Here is a 14,581-nt window from a genome sequence, read left to right as displayed (position 1 = left end):
AAGGCGCTTTAACTTGCCCGCGCGTGGAGGCAAGGGCGGGATATGAATGATTCGACATCGTTGATGATGATTGCCGGGGTAGTAGCGGCTATTGTCGCCCTTGTGGCATGGCTGGGTGATCGCCGCCGCATGCGCCGCCGGGACATGGATCGCGTGGGTTTTATGCCATGGACACCGATATTTTTCTGGTCGCTGCTCGCGGCGGTGCTCTTGCTGGGGCTGGGCGGACAGTCTCTGCTGGGCGGGTGATGAACCATCTTCCATCAGAATGTACAATTAAGTTGAATAAATAGGACGAGATTATCCGGCTGGCCAGCACGTGAACTCTCTGAAAATAGGCGTTCAGCGTTTTGCTCCCAAGCGCTTCTTTCGGAGAAACTTGAATGCACCGTCTTCTTGCATCGGCGCTCACCGCCGTTTCCATCGTTGTGTCCGTACCACTTTTTGCCCAGCAGGCTGATACCCGCCCTGCAGCCGTTCAGGCCGGTGACTATGTGCTCGACAGCTCTCACACGCTCGTGCGCTTCACTGTCGATCACTTCGGTATCAGTGAATTTTTCGGCACCTTTGCCGGTGCCAGTGGCACGCTGTCGCTCGATCCGAAGAATCTCGCGTCAGCCAAGCTCGATGTTTCAGTGCCGGTCGGGCGCGTGTCGACGACGAATACGACGCTGGACGAGGAACTGGTCAGCGCGGACTGGTTCGATGCCGGGAAATATCCGGCGATGCGTTTCGTTTCGACGAAAGTGGTCAAGACCGGTGCGCGTACGGCGGACGTTACGGGCAATTTGACGATGCACGGCGTGACGCGTCCGGTAACGCTCAAGGCCACGTTCAAGGCAGGTGCGATCAACCCGATGAACAAGACCTACACGCTGGGATTCAATGCAACCGGTATGGTCCGGCGCACCGAGTTCGGCGTGAGCAAGTATGCGCCGCTCGTCAGCGATGAAACGGTCATCGCGATCACGGCGGCGTTCGAAAAGCAGGCTGACTGATCTCAGGCTCTGCGCCTGAAGCCGCGCGGCGTCATGACGCCGCGCGGCCGGTCGTTCACAGGCAGGCTTCCAGATAGGCCTGATCGAAGCCGAACTGACGTGCCTTTTCGAGCGTGTAGGGGCGCAGGCCCGAAGGACGGAATTCTCCGAGGATCTTGCCCTCGTCGGTTTCGTCCAGATACTCGAACTTGAACAGTTCCTGGGTGACGATGACGTCGCCTTCCATGCCGATCACTTCGGTGATGTTGGTGGTGCGGCGCGAACCGTCGCGAAGGCGTTTCACCTGCACGATGAGGTCCACCGATTCGGCGATCTGGCGGCTGATGGCTTCCTTCGGGATCTTGATGTCGCCCATCAGGATCATGTTTTCCATACGGCCCAGGCACTCGCGTGGGCTGTTGGCGTGGAGCGTGCACATCGAGCCGTCGTGGCCGGTGTTCATGGCGGCCAGAAGGTCGAAACACTCGGCGCCACGAATTTCGCCCAGAATGATGCGGTCAGGACGCATACGCAGGGCGTTCTTCACAAGGTCGCCGATGGTAATAGCGCCCTGGCCTTCGAGGTTCGGCGGGCGCGTTTCGAGCGGCAGCCAGTGCGGCTGCTGCAGGCGAAGTTCGGCCGCGTCTTCGATCGTCAGCACGCGCTCGCCCGGGTCGATCATCTTCGACAGGGCGTTGAGCATCGTCGTCTTGCCCGAGCCGGTACCGCCCGAGATAACCACGTTCATGCGGCAGGCGCCGGCGATCTTGAGGCAGGTCGCCATCTTCTCGCTCATCGAACCGAAGTCCTTGAGCATGTCGATGGTGATCGGCTTCTCGGAAAACTTACGAATCGAGATCGCGGTGCCGCGCAGCGACAGCGGCGGGACGATCACGTTGACACGGCTGCCGTCCTTGAGGCGGGCGTCGGCAAGCGGCGTGGTCTGGTCGACGCGGCGGCCGACCTGATTGACGATGCGCTGGGCGATCTGGAACAGGTGCTGCTCGTCACGGAAGCGGATGCCCGCAAGCTGCAGCTTGCCCTTCTTTTCGATGTAGGTCTGGTTCGGGCCGTTGACCATGATGTCGGACACGTCCGGGTCGCCGAGCAGTTCTTCCAGCGGGCCGAAGCCCAGCAGTTCGTCGATCAGCACCTTTTCCAACGCGAACTGTTCACGGCGGTTGAAGGTGATCTTCAGTTCGGCGAGCACTTCCATGATGATCGGCCGGAATTCTTCCGACAGTTCATCCTTGGTGAGAGTGGCCGCCGCTTCGGGATCGACGCGTTCGAGCAGGCGGGGCAGCACCTGTTCCTTGATCTTGTGGATCGAGGCTTCAAAGCCGCCCTGTTCGGAGTTGGCATCGGCCACCGCATTGGCGCGGTCGGCCAGGCGCGACATGGCATCGTCGCGGGGGTGCTTCGGCGCGCCGCCGCCCGGTTCGCCGCCGGGCAGGGGCGGGAACTGTTCGCCACCCGGCACGGGCACAGCACCGGGCATGCCACCTGGCACAGCGGATTTTTCCGGCGCACCGCCCTTGAGAGGCTTGGCTACACCGAATGCCGGACGGGCTCCCTGGCCCATTCCGCCCACGCCGTTTCGCCGCCCGAATGCACTCATAAGAAATCCAACCTTTTTCAGCACCCGGCCCCGGACCGGGCGTGATCCATTGCAGTTGTTCAGTTTAATAAGGTTGAAACTTTGATAACTTCCTAATGACGACGCCGGATCCGCCGATTTGGGGAGTATTAACCGGAAGAAGGGACAAGTAACCGTGACGGCGGAAACAGGCACATGCTGGCTATGCGCGCGCCCGTTGGGGCGGCGGATCGAATGGCATCATCCAGTGCCGAGAAGCCGGGGCGGCCGGGAGACGGTGCCACTGCATCCCATCTGCCACCGCACCATCCACGCACAGTTTTCCAATGCCGAGCTGGCGCGCATGGCGGCAAGCGCGGAGGCCTTGCTGCAGTCGGAGGAGATTTGCCGCTTCGTCAAATGGGTGGCGGCAAAGCCGCCGGATTTCCACGCGCCCACCGCACGCCGCCGCCAGGGTGAACGTTCTGCCTAAAGCAATGGGGCGCCGCCGGTTTTCCGGCGACGCCCCATTGAAACGCTTTCACAAGCGGATCAGGCTTCGACATGCTCCGCGAGCACGGTCAGGCCTGCATCACCGACTTCGGCAAAGCCGCCGGTGATCCTGATCTCTTCCGGAGCACCGTTTTCGGTCTTGTAGACCTTCAGCGCGCCGTCGGCGATCGTCGACATGAAGGGCGCGTGGCCCGCGAGCACGCCGAACTCGCCTTCCGTGCCGGGGACGACCACCATGTGGACGTCCTCGGACCGAACGAGCTTCGCCGGCGTGACGAGTTCGAAGTGCAGAGCCATTCTGGATTACGCCTCTTCGGCCAGCTTCTTGGCCTTCTCGACCGCCTCGTCGATGCCGCCGACCATGTAGAAGGCCGCTTCCGGCAGGTGGTCGTATTCACCGTCGACGACGGCCTTGAACGACTTCACGGTGTCTTCGAGCTGCACGAACTTGCCCGAGATGCCGGTGAAGACTTCAGCCACGTGGAACGGCTGCGAAAGGAACTTCTGGATCTTGCGGGCGCGGGCGACGGTGAGCTTATCTTCTTCCGAAAGCTCGTCCATGCCCAGGATCGCGATGATGTCCTGAAGCGACTTGTACTTCTGCAGGGTCTCCTGGACCTTGCGGGCGGTCTCGTAGTGCTCGGCACCGACGACGCGAGGCTCAAGAACGCGCGAGGTCGAGTCGAGCGGGTCGACGGCCGGGTAGATGCCCAGCTCCGAGATGGCGCGGTTCAGCGTGGTCGTTGCGTCCAGGTGAGCGAACGAGGTGGCCGGCGCCGGGTCGGTAAGGTCGTCTGCGGGAACGTAGATGGCCTGAACCGAGGTGATCGAGCCCTTTGTGGTCGAGGTGATGCGTTCCTGCAGCGCGCCCATGTCGGTCGACAGGGTCGGCTGATAGCCCACGGCCGAAGGAATACGGCCGAGCAGAGCCGACACTTCTGCGCCCGCCTGCGTGAAGCGGAAGATGTTGTCGACGAAGAACAGAACGTCCTGGCCTTCCTGGTCGCGGAAGTACTCGGCCATGGTCAGACCCGAGAGCGCGACGCGGGCGCGAGCACCCGGGGGCTCGTTCATCTGGCCGAACACGAGAGCCACCTTAGAACCGTCAGAGGTCGGGTTGCCCTCGGCGTCCTTGGCGATAACGCCGGCGTCGAGGAACTCGTGGTAGAGGTCGTTACCTTCACGGGTACGTTCACCGACGCCTGCGAAGACCGACACCCCGCCGTGACCCTTTGCGATGTTGTTGATCAGTTCCTGAATGAGAACGGTCTTGCCCACGCCGGCGCCGCCGAACAGGCCGATCTTGCCGCCCTTGGCGTAGGGGGCGAGAAGGTCGATGACCTTGATGCCGGTCACGAGGATCGCGGCTTCGGTCGACTGGTCGATGAACTCGGGCGCCTTGGCGTGGATCGGAGCGTACATGTCCGAGCCGACCGGGCCGCGCTCGTCGATGGCGTCGCCGACGACGTTCATGATGCGGCCGAGGGTCTTGGGGCCGACCGGCACCGAGATCTGCGAGCCGGTGTTGGCGACGCTCTGACCGCGGGTCAGGCCGTCGGTGCCGTCCATGGCGATGGTGCGGACGGTGTTCTCACCAAGGTGCTGCGCGACTTCGAGAACCAGCTTCTGGCCGTTGTTCTCGGTCTCGAGGGCGGTGAGGATGGCGGGCAGTTCGCCTTCGAAGGTCACGTCGACGACAGCGCCGATGACCTGGCTGATCTTGCCGGTAGTGGTCTGGTTGAGCACGGGTGCGGTGGCCATTTTGGTTTCCTTGCCTGCGATGTCTTAGAGCGCTTCTGCGCCCGCGATGATTTCGACGAGTTCGGTGGTGATCGCGGCCTGACGGCTGCGGTTGTACTGGATGGTGAGCTTGTTGATCAGATCACCCGCGTTGCGCGTCGCGTTATCCATGGCGGTCATCGACGCACCCTGTTCGGAGGCGGCGTTTTCCAGAAGCGCACCGAAGATCTGGGTCTTCAGGTAGCGCGGCAACAGCGCGGCGAGGATTTCTTCCTCCTCCGGCTCGTACTCGGTCACCGCATCACCGCCCTTGACGGCGCCTGCCGCAGGGGCAGGGACGGGGATGATCTGCTGGCTGGTCGGTTCCTGAACCAGCGCGGAGCGGAACTTCGCATAGAACAGATGGGCGATGTCGAACTTGCCCTGATCGTACATGGCGACGAGTTCGTCGGCGACCTGCTCGGCTTCGTTGAAGCCGGCTTCACGCACGCCGGTGGTGTCGAACATGTGCACGATCTGCTTGGGGTATTCGCGCTTGATCACCGCACGGCCCTTGCGGCCGATGAGGTAGAACAGCACGGTCTTGCCCTGGGCTTCCAGTTCCTTCGCCTTGGCGCGCGCGGCGCGGACGATGTTGGAGTTGAAAGCGCCGCACAGACCCTTGTCCGAATTGGCCACGACGAGCAGGTGAACCTGATCGCTGCCGGTGCCGGCAAGCAGCTTCGGGCTGTTTTCCGAAACCGTGATCTTGCTGGCCAGCGAGCCCATCACCTCGGCGAGACGCGCGGCATAGGGGCGTGCGGATTCAGCAGCCGCCTGCGCCTTGCGCAGCTTTGCCGCGGCGACCATCTGCTTGGCCTTGGTGATCTTCTGGGTCGATTTGACCGAGTTGATGCGGCCTTTGAGTTCCTTGAGCGAAGCCACTCGTTTCTCTCCGGTTTCATCCCCTCCGGCCGGAGCCGGAGGATGATGTCAGATCAGTCTCAGGCGAACTGCTTGGCGAAAGCCTGCAGGGCAGCCTTGGTCTTGTCGGCCACTTCACCTTCGAACTTTTGCGAGGTGCGGATTTCCGTCAGGACGTCGGCGTGCTGCGAACGCATGAAGCTGAGCATTTCGGCTTCGTATTCGGTGACCTTGTCGACCGCGATCGAGTCGAGGAAGCCGTTGGTGCCGGCGTAGATCGAGACGACCTGCTCTTCGAACGGCAGCGGCGAGAACTGCGGCTGCTTGAGCAGCTCGGTCAGGCGCGCACCGCGGTTGAGCAGCTTCTGGGTCGAAGCGTCGAGGTCCGAGCCGAACTGCGCGAAGGCGGCCATTTCGCGGTACTGCGCGAGTTCGAGCTTGATCGAGCCGGCGACCTTCTTCATCGCCTTGGTCTGGGCCGAACCGCCGACGCGGCTGACCGACAGGCCCACGTTGATGGCCGGACGGATGCCCTGGTAGAACAGGCCGGTTTCAAGGAAGATCTGGCCGTCGGTGATCGAGATCACGTTGGTCGGAATGTAGGCCGAAACGTCGCCCGCCTGGGTTTCGATGACCGGAAGGGCGGTCAGTGAGCCCGAGCCGTTGTCGCTGTTCATCTTTGCGGCGCGCTCAAGCAGGCGGCTGTGGAGATAGAAGACGTCGCCGGGGTAGGCTTCGCGGCCCGGCGGGCGGCGGAGCAGAAGCGACATCTGGCGGTAGGCGACGGCCTGCTTGGAAAGGTCGTCGTAAACGATTACGGCGTGCATGCCGTTGTCGCGGAAGAACTCACCCATCGCGGCGCCGGTGTAGGGCGCGAGGTACTGCAGCGGAGCCGGTTCCGAAGCGGTCGCGGCGATGACGATGGAGTATTCCATCGCGCCGTTTTCTTCGAGCTGGCGCACGATCTGCGCGACGGTCGAACGCTTCTGGCCGACGGCGACGTAGATGCAGTAGAGCTTCTTGCCTTCGTCGTCGCTCTGGTTCGGGCCCTTCTGGTTGATGAAGGTGTCGATCGCGACGGCGGTCTTGCCGGTCTGGCGGTCACCGATGATCAGTTCGCGCTGGCCGCGGCCGACGGGCACGAGGGCGTCGATCGCCTTCAGGCCGGTCTGCACGGGTTCGTGCACCGACTGGCGGGGAATGATGCCCGGAGCCTTGGTTTCGACGCGGCGGCGCTCGGTGAACATGATCGGGCCCTTGCCGTCGATCGGGTTGCCGAGAGCGTCGACCACGCGGCCGAGCAGGCCCTTGCCGGTCGGGACGTCCACGATGGTGCCGGTGCGCTTGACGCTGTCACCTTCCTTGATCTCGGCGTCCGAGCCGAAGATCACGACGCCGACGTTGTCGGCTTCGAGGTTCAGCGCCATGCCCTGAACGCCGTTCGAGAATTCGACCATCTCGCCAGCCTGGCAGTTGTCGAGACCGTGGATGCGGGCAATACCGTCACCCACCGACAGCACGGAGCCGACTTCCGAGACCTGGGCCTCGGTGCCGAAGTTGGCAATCTGGTCCTTGATGACCTTCGAGATTTCTGCGGCGCGGATATCCATTGCTTAGCCTTTCATCGCCTGGGCGAGAGAATTGAGACGGGTGCGGATCGAGCTGTCGATGCGCTTGGAACCGATGGTGACGACCAGGCCGCCAAGCAGTTCCGGATCAACGCTCGTCTTGATCTTGACGTTGCGGCCTTCGCGCACTTCCAGTTTCTGGCGCAGCTGTTCGACCTGTTCGTCGGTCAGCGCGTGAGCCGTGGTGACTTCGGCGGTCGCTTCACCGCGCTGGGCGGCGGCGATCGCGGCGAAGGCGCGAATGATTTCGGGCAGGGCGGAGAGGCGGCGGTTGCCGGCCAGAACGCCCATGAAATTCTTTGTCAGCGGTGAAACACCCAGAACATCGGCCACGGCTTCCGCCGCCTTGCCGGCTGCATCACGGCTGATTTGCGGATTGCGAATCAGGTCGCTGAAATCCGCACTCTCCTTGAGGGCTTCACCAATCTTCTCGAGGTCGCTCTCGACCACCGAGACGGTGCCGTTTTCGCTGGCAAGATCAAACAGCGCCGAAGCGTAGCGCCCTTGCAAGCTGGCTTTTATGCCGCCGGAATTCTCCACGCGTGTCCTATCCTTACATCGGGTGGGCTGAGGCACTTCGGGGCGCGAAGCTGCATCGTGCCCCCCGGCCCACAGACGGGGCGCGCATAGCGACGATATTGTTGCGATGCAAGGCAGTGCTTGACGCCATACGACAAAGGCCGGGGGTGCGGTTTGAAAGCAACAGGCGGGAAGCCGTCACCGCGGTGATGCGCAATACCTTAGGGCAACACGAAAAAGGAGTTGCCTGCCATGTTTAGAATTGAGGGGCTGCCGCGTGAGGCCTTCACGCAATATTTCGCGATGAATCCCGAGGAACTTGCGCAAACGGGTGCCAGGCGTGTGGTGGCGGACACCGACCGGGGCTTTCCCTGCCGCATTACGCTGGAAGACGCGCGTGCCGGCGAAAGCCTGATTCTGCTCAACTATGTGAGCCATGATGTCGCAAATCCGTTCCGTACCGCGTATGCGATATATGTTCGCGAGGATGCGCAGGAACCGGATCCATGGATGGATTGCCTGCCGCCGGTTTTTGAAGGGCGCGCACTTTCCTTGCGCGGTTTCGACGGGGACGGGATGCTGTGCGATGCCAGGCTGGTCCTGCCCGGAGAAGTGGAGGACGGTATTCGCGCCTTGTTTGATAATTCGCAGATCGCCTGCATCCATGCGCACAATGCGGCGCATGGCTGTTTCGCGGCACGGATCGACCGCTACGGAGCGGGAGGCTAGATATGGCAACCATGACTCTCGATGATGACCGGGCCTGGCAGGCCGTACTGGCGCGCGACCGTTCGTTTGACGGGCGCTTTGTCACGGGCGTGCTGTCGACCGGGATCTATTGCCGGCCGTCCTGTTCGGCCCGTCATCCCCGGCGCGAGAATGTCCGCTTCTTCGATGGCCCGGACATGGCCGAAGCCGAAGGCCTGCGGCCCTGCCTGCGCTGCCGTCCGAACGACGTGTCGCGAGACGAGAATGCCATATCGCGCGCGATCGAAATGCTGGAGCAGGCGGAGGAGGCACCCGCGCTCGCGGAATTGGCTGGAGAAGTGGGCTATAGTCCCGCCCATTTTCAGCGGTTGTTCAAGCGTGCCGTTGGCCTGTCGCCCGCGCAATTCCTGCGTGCCCGCCGTATTCAGCGGGCGGGCGATGCACTCAGTTCGGGCGCGAGTGTCACCGAGGCTATCTATGATGCCGGTTTCGCTGCCTCGTCGCGCTTCTATGAAGCGAGTGAAGGGAGATTGGGTATGGCACCTTCCGCGTGGCGGGATGGTGGGCGCGGAGTGACAATCCATTGGGCCGTGGTGCCAACGACGCTCGGGCCGATGCTGGTTGCGGCGACGGCGAAAGGTGTGTGTCGTCTCTCGTTCGCCGAAGGCCGCGAGGATCTGGCCGAGCGCTTTCCCAAGGCGGAACTGGTGGAAGGCGGGGCGGCATTCGCCAGTCTTCTTGCCGACGTGGTCTCCGCCGTCGAGCAGCCGGGCGATAGCCGAGCGATTCCGCTCGACGTCCAGGGGACGGCCTTTCAGGAAGCCGTCTGGCGGGAGTTGCAGCGTATCCCGCCCGGCGAAACCCGCTCCTACGCGCAGATTGCCGCAGCGGTGGGCAAGCCGGGGGCCGTGCGCGCGGCGGGTTCAGCCAACGGTGCTAACAACGTCGCCGTGCTGATTCCCTGCCATCGCGTGATTCGCACCGACGGGTCGCTGGGCGGCTACGCCTATGGTCTCGACATTAAACGCGAGTTGCTGCGGCGCGAGGGTGGTCAGACGAACGAGTAGGGATCGACGTCGATATTGACGCGAACCCCCTTGGGAAACTGTAGCGGCTCCAGCCAGTCGCGCAGCGCCTTCTGCAATTCCGCCGATCGCCGGGCGTTGATCAGCAGCCGGAAGCGGTGGCGCCCGCGCAACAGCGATAGCGGCGCCGGGGCAGGGCCCAGCACCAGCATGTCAGGCAGGTTGGGGGCCGTGCCGCCAATGGCGCGTGCTGCTGCAAGTGCTTCGGCCTGATCTTCGGAACTGACGATGATGGCAGCCCAGCGCCCGAACGGCGGTGCGCCCGCGTCGCGGCGTGACTCGGTTTCGGCAGCGTAGAAGGCATCGCGGTCGCCGTTCGCCAGCGCGGCGATGACGGCCGCTTCGGGGTGCCGGGTCTGAATCAGCACTTCGCCGGGCTTCTCGCCGCGCCCCGCGCGCCCGGCCACCTGCGCGATCTGCTGGTAGGTACGCTCCGCCGCGCGCAAATCTCCACCTTCGAGGCCAAGATCGGCGTCGATCACGCCCACCAGCGTCAGTTCGGGGAAGTGGTATCCTTTTGTGACGAGCTGGGTGCCGATGATCACGTCAATGGCGCCGCCTTCGGCTTTCGCGACGAATTCTCCGATCGCCTCGGGCGTGTTCATCGTATCCGAGGTGACAAGGGCCGTGCGGGCTTCGGGCAGGATTTCTGCCACTTCGTCGGCAATGCGTTCAACACCGGGGCCGCAGGCAACGAGGCAATCGGCCGTGCCGCATTCCGGGCAGGCATCGGGAACGGGCACTTCGTGGCCGCAGTGATGGCAGGCGAGGCGCTGGGAAAAACGGTGTTCGACCAGCCATGCGGTGCAGTTCGGGCACTGGAAGCGGTAGCCGCAGTGCCGGCACAGCGTCAGCGGGGCATAGCCGCGGCGGTTGAGGAAGAGCAGCGACTGTTCGCCGCGTGCCAGCCGTTCCTTCATTTCCTCGACCAGCCGTGGCGCGATCCAGTGGCCGCGCTCGGGCGGTTCGTGGCGCAAGTCGACTATCCGGATGTCGGGCAGCATGGCGCCGCCGAAACGGTCTGGCAGCTCGATCTTCCGGTAGACTCCGGCTTCGGCGAGCTGCATCGATTCGAGCGCTGGCGTCGCGCTGGCGAGCACGACCGGGATCTTTTCGAACTTGGCGCGGATCACAGCGACATCGCGGGCATTGTAGCGCACGCCGTCATCCTGCTTGAAGGATACCTCGTGCGCTTCGTCGACAACGATGAGGCCAAGGCTGGCGTAAGGCAGGAACAGCGCCGAACGAGCACCGACAACGACTTGCGCGTCGCCGCTGACGATCGCCCGCCAGGCCCGCCGCCGTTCGCTCGATTTCAGCGAGGAGTGCCACAGCACCGGCGGTACGCCGAAACGCTGCTCGAATCGCCGCAGGAAGTTCTCGGTCAGGGCGATTTCGGGCAGCAGGACCAGCACCTGCCGTCCCAGCCGCAGTGCCTCGGCCACGGCCTCGAAATAGCATTCGGTCTTGCCCGATCCGGTCACTCCGTCGAGCAGGAAGGGGGCAAACTGATGTTCGCGGACGGAAGCTATGAAGGTGTCCGCGGCAGCTTTCTGGGTTTCACTGAGGTGCGGAACGGCAAATTCCGGCCGGGCACGCGGGTAGGGGCGATCCAGATCGACCGCCACGGGCTCCAGAAGCCCGGCCCCGGCCATACCGCGCAGCACGCCTTCGGATACACTGGCCAGTTCGGCCAGTTCGCGGATCGACGCCTGCTCGCCTTGCAGGGCGTCGAGTGCAGCGGCGCGCTGCGGTGTGAGGCGTGCGGGTTCGACGCCGGTCAGGCGGTATTCGGTCGTCGTGCCGCCGCCGCGCAGGGCTGCCATGCTGCCGAGCGCCATCCGCGCGACGGACGAAAGCGATGCGCAATAATAGTCGGCCGTCCATTCGATCAGGCGCCGCAACTGCTGCGGCAGTGGAGGCACCGGCAGCACTTCCAGTAGCGGCCGCAGCTTCGATTCGGGCACGTCCTGCGCGCTCAGCCGCTCCGCTTCCCAGACGATCCCGAGCACCTGACGCGGACCGAGCGGGGCTATGACCACCGAGCCGTATTCGACGTCGACGCCGTCCGGCACGTGGTAGTCCAGCACGCCCAGTGCGGCATTGAAGACAAGGAGTCGGACGCGTTTCATGTTTGGCGCATATAGGCACTGCCATGGCGGCGCGTGAAGGCGGCGCGCTGTCTGGGCTGGGGATCAGCCGCGTGCAGCCATGGCAAAGCCTAGCCGCACGCGATTCGCTTCCCTATAGGGCGCGTCAGACTCGCCAATTCAGGATCGCATCATGAAATTCTTCGCTGACACCGCCGAAATCGACGACATCAAGGACCTGGCCGCGACCGGCCTGCTCGATGGCGTCACCACCAACCCTTCGCTGATCGCCAAGTCCGGGCGTGACTTCATGGAAGTCACCAGGGAAATCTGTGGCATTGTGGATGGCCCGGTCAGCGCCGAAGTCGTCGCGCTCGATCATGCCGGGATGATGCGCGAGGCCGAAGTGCTGCGCAAGATCGCCGACAATGTCTGCATCAAGGTGCCGCTCACCATCGATGGCCTGAAGACCTGCAAGGCGCTGACTTCGGACGGCACCATGGTCAACGTCACGCTGTGCTTCTCGGCCAATCAGGCGCTTCTCGCCGCGAAGGCGGGCGCGACTTTCGTGTCGCCCTTCGTTGGCCGCCACGACGACAACGGCTTCGACGGCATGGACCTGATCAGCGACATTCGCCTGATCTACGACAACTATGCCTTCGAGACTGAAATCCTCGTCGCCTCGATCCGCCACGGTGTTCACGTGCTGCAGGCAGCCAAGATCGGCGCCGACGTGATGACCGCACCTCCGGCCGTCATCAAGGGTCTGTTCAAGCATGTCCTGACTGAAAAGGGCATCGAAGGCTTCCTGGCTGACTGGGCCAAGACCGGCCAGTCGATCTGATTTTTCTCTGATTATCCTTCGACAGGCTCAGGATGAGCGGAGGTGGGGTTACAACCTCATTTCAATCCGCTCAGACTGAGCTTGTCGAAGCCCCCTCGCACATCGCCCATTTGAGCCGGTCGCACCGATGCGCTAGGCACTGCGGCAATGTCAGACGAATCTCCCGCAGACCGCTTCAAGTCCGTCCTCGCAGGCGCCAGCCGCGCCATTGCGCACGACAGCGAAATCGAAGTCAACTGGACGGCTGACGCCCCCAGCTCTTCGGGCAATGTCTTCCGCGTGCCGATGCCTGGACGCAGCCTGCCGCGCGGGGCCGCGATGCAGGCACGCGGCTATTCCGACAGCTTCGCGCTCAAGCTGCGCCATCACAACGACAAGCTGCATATGCGCCATGCACCGTCCGAACCATCGGCGCGGGCGTGCTACGATGCAGTGGAGATGGTCCGGTACGAGGCGCTTGGCGCCAATGCCTATTCCGGCATGCGCGCAAATCTCGATGCGTCGCTGATGGCGCGGATGGCGTCGGACCCGATTACCCGCGCTGAGACCCCTGATGCGGTGCCGGTACAGTCCGCACTGGCGCTGCTCCTGCGCGAGAAGCTCACGGGCCAGCCCGTCCCGGCCGAAGCGCACGCGGGCGTGGAGATGGTCCGCGCGTGGATCGAGGACAAGGCCGGCGCCGATTTCGAGGCTCTGGCGTCGTCGCTGGAAGACCAGAAGGCCTTCCAGTCTCTGGCACTCGACATGCTCGAACACCTCGAACTGACCCGCGCCGAAGACGTTCAGCAGCCGCCCGACGAGGCGGACGACATGGACGGCGACGAGGAGACCGAGGAAGAGCAGGAAGGCGACGAATCCGGCCAGGAACAGCAGCCGACGGAAATGGCCGCCGAACCCTCGCAGGGCGAGGACGAAGGCGAAAGCGAATCCGAAGGCGAATCCTCGGACGACATGGAAGAGGGCCAGGAAGGTGAAGAGGGTGAGGAGGGCATGATGCCCGTCCGTCCGAACCGTCCTTGGACCAATATTCCCGAAGGGTTCGACTACAAGGTCTTTACCGAGGCATTCGACGAAGTCGTGGGCGCAGCGGACCTGTGCGACGATGAAGAGCTTACGCGTCTGCGCGCTTACCTTGATGCCCAGCTCAAGGGGTTGCAGGGCATTGTCACCCGGCTGGCGAACCGGCTGCAGCGCCGCCTCATGGCGCAGCAGAGCCGTTCGTGGGATTTCGATCAGGAAGAAGGCCTGCTCGATGCTGCAAGGCTTGCCCGCGTGGTGGTCTCACCTGGCCAGTCGCTGTCCTACAAGGTCGAGCGCGACGTCGAGTTCAAGGACACGGTCGTCACGCTGCTGCTCGACAATTCGGGCTCGATGCGCGGGCGGCCGATCTCGATCGCGGCGATAAGTGCCGATGTGCTGGCGCGCACGCTGGAGCGCTGCGGCGTGAAGGTCGAGATCCTCGGCTTCACGACGCGTGCCTGGAAGGGCGGGCAGAGCCGCGAAACCTGGCTGGCCAGTGGCAAGCCGCAGCATCCCGGCCGTCTCAACGACTTGCGGCACATCGTCTACAAGCAGGCCGACGAGCCATGGCGCCGCGCCCGCAAGAACCTTGGCCTGATGATGCGCGAAGGGCTGCTGAAAGAGAACATCGACGGCGAGGCTTTGTTGTGGGCGCACAGCCGTATGCTGGCCCGGCCGGAAGACCGGCGTATCCTGATGGTCATCTCGGACGGCGCGCCGGTGGACGATTCGACGCTGTCGGTGAATTCGGCCGGTTATCTCGAAGCGCATCTCCGCAAGGTGATCGACTGGATCGAAGCCAAGAGCCCGGTGCAGCTCGTGGCGATCGGCATCGGTCACGATGTGACGCGGTATTACCGGCGGGCGGTGACGATCATGGATGCCGAGCAGCTTGGCGGGACGATGATCGAGCAATTGGCTGGTCTGTTCGAGGAAGAATGAGCGCTGCGGAACGGTATTGTACCATTCGGTATTGAA

At 63.5% G+C, this 14,581-nt stretch carries 14 protein-coding genes; 7 read left to right on the top strand and 7 right to left on the bottom strand.

All coding sequences use genetic code 11. From position 1 onward, the window contains the following. Positions 1–42: 42 nt before the first annotated feature. Together MTR64_RS05120 and MTR64_RS05115 are read left to right on the top strand one after the other, a co-directional pair. A complete protein-coding gene (locus MTR64_RS05120) occupies positions 43–249 on the top strand; it encodes a hypothetical protein (protein ID WP_243991369.1) in 207 nt (68 codons plus the stop codon). A gap of 134 nt (positions 250–383) precedes the next feature. Continuing rightward, positions 384–998 (top strand): YceI family protein, encoded by a 615-nt coding sequence (locus tag MTR64_RS05115; RefSeq protein WP_243991368.1) that lies wholly within the window; start codon positions 384–386, stop codon positions 996–998. Positions 999–1,053: 55 nt separating this feature from the next. Here the strand turns inward: MTR64_RS05115 and MTR64_RS05110 are convergent, their stop codons facing one another. Continuing rightward, positions 1,054–2,595: a CpaF family protein gene (locus tag MTR64_RS05110; protein ID WP_243991366.1), complete on the bottom strand. Its 1,542-nt coding sequence runs from the start codon at positions 2,593–2,595 to the stop codon at positions 1,054–1,056. 154 nt (positions 2,596–2,749) lie between these two features. Between MTR64_RS05110 and MTR64_RS05105 the strand changes: the two genes are divergently transcribed. Further along, on the top strand, positions 2,750–3,046 hold the full coding sequence (locus MTR64_RS05105) for an HNH endonuclease (RefSeq protein ID WP_243991364.1): 297 nt from the start codon (positions 2,750–2,752) through the stop codon (positions 3,044–3,046). Between the two features lie 59 nt (positions 3,047–3,105). On the opposite strand, the gene MTR64_RS05100 is transcribed toward MTR64_RS05105, so the two are convergent. The 5 genes from MTR64_RS05100 to MTR64_RS05080 are packed head-to-tail and all read right to left on the bottom strand — an operon-like array spanning position 3,106 to position 7,877. Then, a complete protein-coding gene (locus MTR64_RS05100) occupies positions 3,106–3,363 on the bottom strand; it encodes an ATP synthase F1 subunit epsilon (protein ID WP_067735364.1) in 258 nt (85 codons plus the stop codon). 6 nt (positions 3,364–3,369) lie between these two features. Next, positions 3,370–4,827 carry a F0F1 ATP synthase subunit beta gene (gene atpD, locus MTR64_RS05095; protein WP_243991362.1) on the bottom strand — a complete coding sequence of 486 codons (1,458 nt, stop codon included), beginning with the start codon at positions 4,825–4,827 and terminating at the stop codon, positions 3,370–3,372. A 24-nt stretch (positions 4,828–4,851) separates the two neighbouring features. Next, positions 4,852–5,730: a F0F1 ATP synthase subunit gamma gene (locus tag MTR64_RS05090; RefSeq protein ID WP_243991360.1), complete on the bottom strand. Its 879-nt coding sequence runs from the start codon at positions 5,728–5,730 to the stop codon at positions 4,852–4,854. Between the two features lie 59 nt (positions 5,731–5,789). After that, the gene (atpA, locus tag MTR64_RS05085; RefSeq protein WP_243991358.1) at positions 5,790–7,319 is read right to left on the bottom strand and encodes a F0F1 ATP synthase subunit alpha; all 1,530 of its coding nucleotides are present in this window, start codon (positions 7,317–7,319) and stop codon (positions 5,790–5,792) included. A gap of 3 nt (positions 7,320–7,322) precedes the next feature. Continuing rightward, positions 7,323–7,877 (bottom strand): F0F1 ATP synthase subunit delta, encoded by a 555-nt coding sequence (locus tag MTR64_RS05080; RefSeq protein WP_243991356.1) that lies wholly within the window; start codon positions 7,875–7,877, stop codon positions 7,323–7,325. Positions 7,878–8,108: 231 nt separating this feature from the next. Here MTR64_RS05080 and MTR64_RS05075 point away from each other — a divergent pair, with 231 nt between their 5' ends. Together MTR64_RS05075 and ada are read left to right on the top strand one after the other, a co-directional pair. Then, positions 8,109–8,585: a DUF1203 domain-containing protein gene (locus MTR64_RS05075; RefSeq protein ID WP_243991354.1), complete on the top strand. Its 477-nt coding sequence runs from the start codon at positions 8,109–8,111 to the stop codon at positions 8,583–8,585. A gap of 2 nt (positions 8,586–8,587) precedes the next feature. Further along, entirely contained in the window at positions 8,588–9,631 is a 1,044-nt protein-coding gene (gene ada, locus MTR64_RS05070) for a bifunctional DNA-binding transcriptional regulator/O6-methylguanine-DNA methyltransferase Ada (protein WP_243991352.1), read from the top strand. On the opposite strand, the gene MTR64_RS05065 is transcribed toward ada, so the two are convergent. Beyond that, a complete protein-coding gene (locus MTR64_RS05065; protein WP_243991350.1) occupies positions 9,616–11,781 on the bottom strand; it encodes a primosomal protein N' in 2,166 nt (721 codons plus the stop codon). The two genes, ada and MTR64_RS05065, sit on opposite strands and share 16 nt — an antisense overlap. 151 nt (positions 11,782–11,932) lie before the next feature. Between MTR64_RS05065 and fsa the strand changes: the two genes are divergently transcribed. Both fsa and cobT read left to right on the top strand, forming a co-directional pair. Continuing rightward, on the top strand, positions 11,933–12,583 hold the full coding sequence (gene fsa / locus MTR64_RS05060) for a fructose-6-phosphate aldolase (protein WP_243991348.1): 651 nt from the start codon (positions 11,933–11,935) through the stop codon (positions 12,581–12,583). A gap of 147 nt (positions 12,584–12,730) precedes the next feature. Then, positions 12,731–14,545, top strand: coding sequence for a cobaltochelatase subunit CobT (gene cobT / locus MTR64_RS05055; RefSeq protein WP_243991346.1), 1,815 nt, complete (start codon positions 12,731–12,733; stop codon positions 14,543–14,545). The last annotated feature ends 36 nt before the right edge of the window (positions 14,546–14,581 follow it).

It is taken from the genome of Novosphingobium album (ex Hu et al. 2023) (assembly GCF_022832385.1).
Lineage (GTDB): Bacteria > Pseudomonadota > Alphaproteobacteria > Sphingomonadales > Sphingomonadaceae > Novosphingobium > Novosphingobium album.
This window is presented reverse-complemented; position numbering and strand designations above follow the sequence as displayed.

Coding starts and splice junctions, on each gene's coding strand:
- MTR64_RS05120 (WP_243991369.1), top strand. CDS start 43: ATGAATGATTCGACATCGTTGATGATGATTGCCGGGGTAGTAGCGGCT.
- MTR64_RS05115 (WP_243991368.1), top strand. CDS start 384: ATGCACCGTCTTCTTGCATCGGCGCTCACCGCCGTTTCCATCGTTGTG.
- MTR64_RS05110 (WP_243991366.1), bottom strand. CDS start 2,595: ATGAGTGCATTCGGGCGGCGAAACGGCGTGGGCGGAATGGGCCAGGGA.
- MTR64_RS05100 (WP_067735364.1), bottom strand. CDS start 3,363: ATGGCTCTGCACTTCGAACTCGTCACGCCGGCGAAGCTCGTTCGGTCC.
- atpD (WP_243991362.1), bottom strand. CDS start 4,827: ATGGCCACCGCACCCGTGCTCAACCAGACCACTACCGGCAAGATCAGC.
- atpA (WP_243991358.1), bottom strand. CDS start 7,319: ATGGATATCCGCGCCGCAGAAATCTCGAAGGTCATCAAGGACCAGATT.
- MTR64_RS05075 (WP_243991354.1), top strand. CDS start 8,109: ATGTTTAGAATTGAGGGGCTGCCGCGTGAGGCCTTCACGCAATATTTC.
- ada (WP_243991352.1), top strand. CDS start 8,588: ATGGCAACCATGACTCTCGATGATGACCGGGCCTGGCAGGCCGTACTG.
- MTR64_RS05065 (WP_243991350.1), bottom strand. CDS start 11,781: ATGAAACGCGTCCGACTCCTTGTCTTCAATGCCGCACTGGGCGTGCTG.
- fsa (WP_243991348.1), top strand. CDS start 11,933: ATGAAATTCTTCGCTGACACCGCCGAAATCGACGACATCAAGGACCTG.
- cobT (WP_243991346.1), top strand. CDS start 12,731: ATGTCAGACGAATCTCCCGCAGACCGCTTCAAGTCCGTCCTCGCAGGC.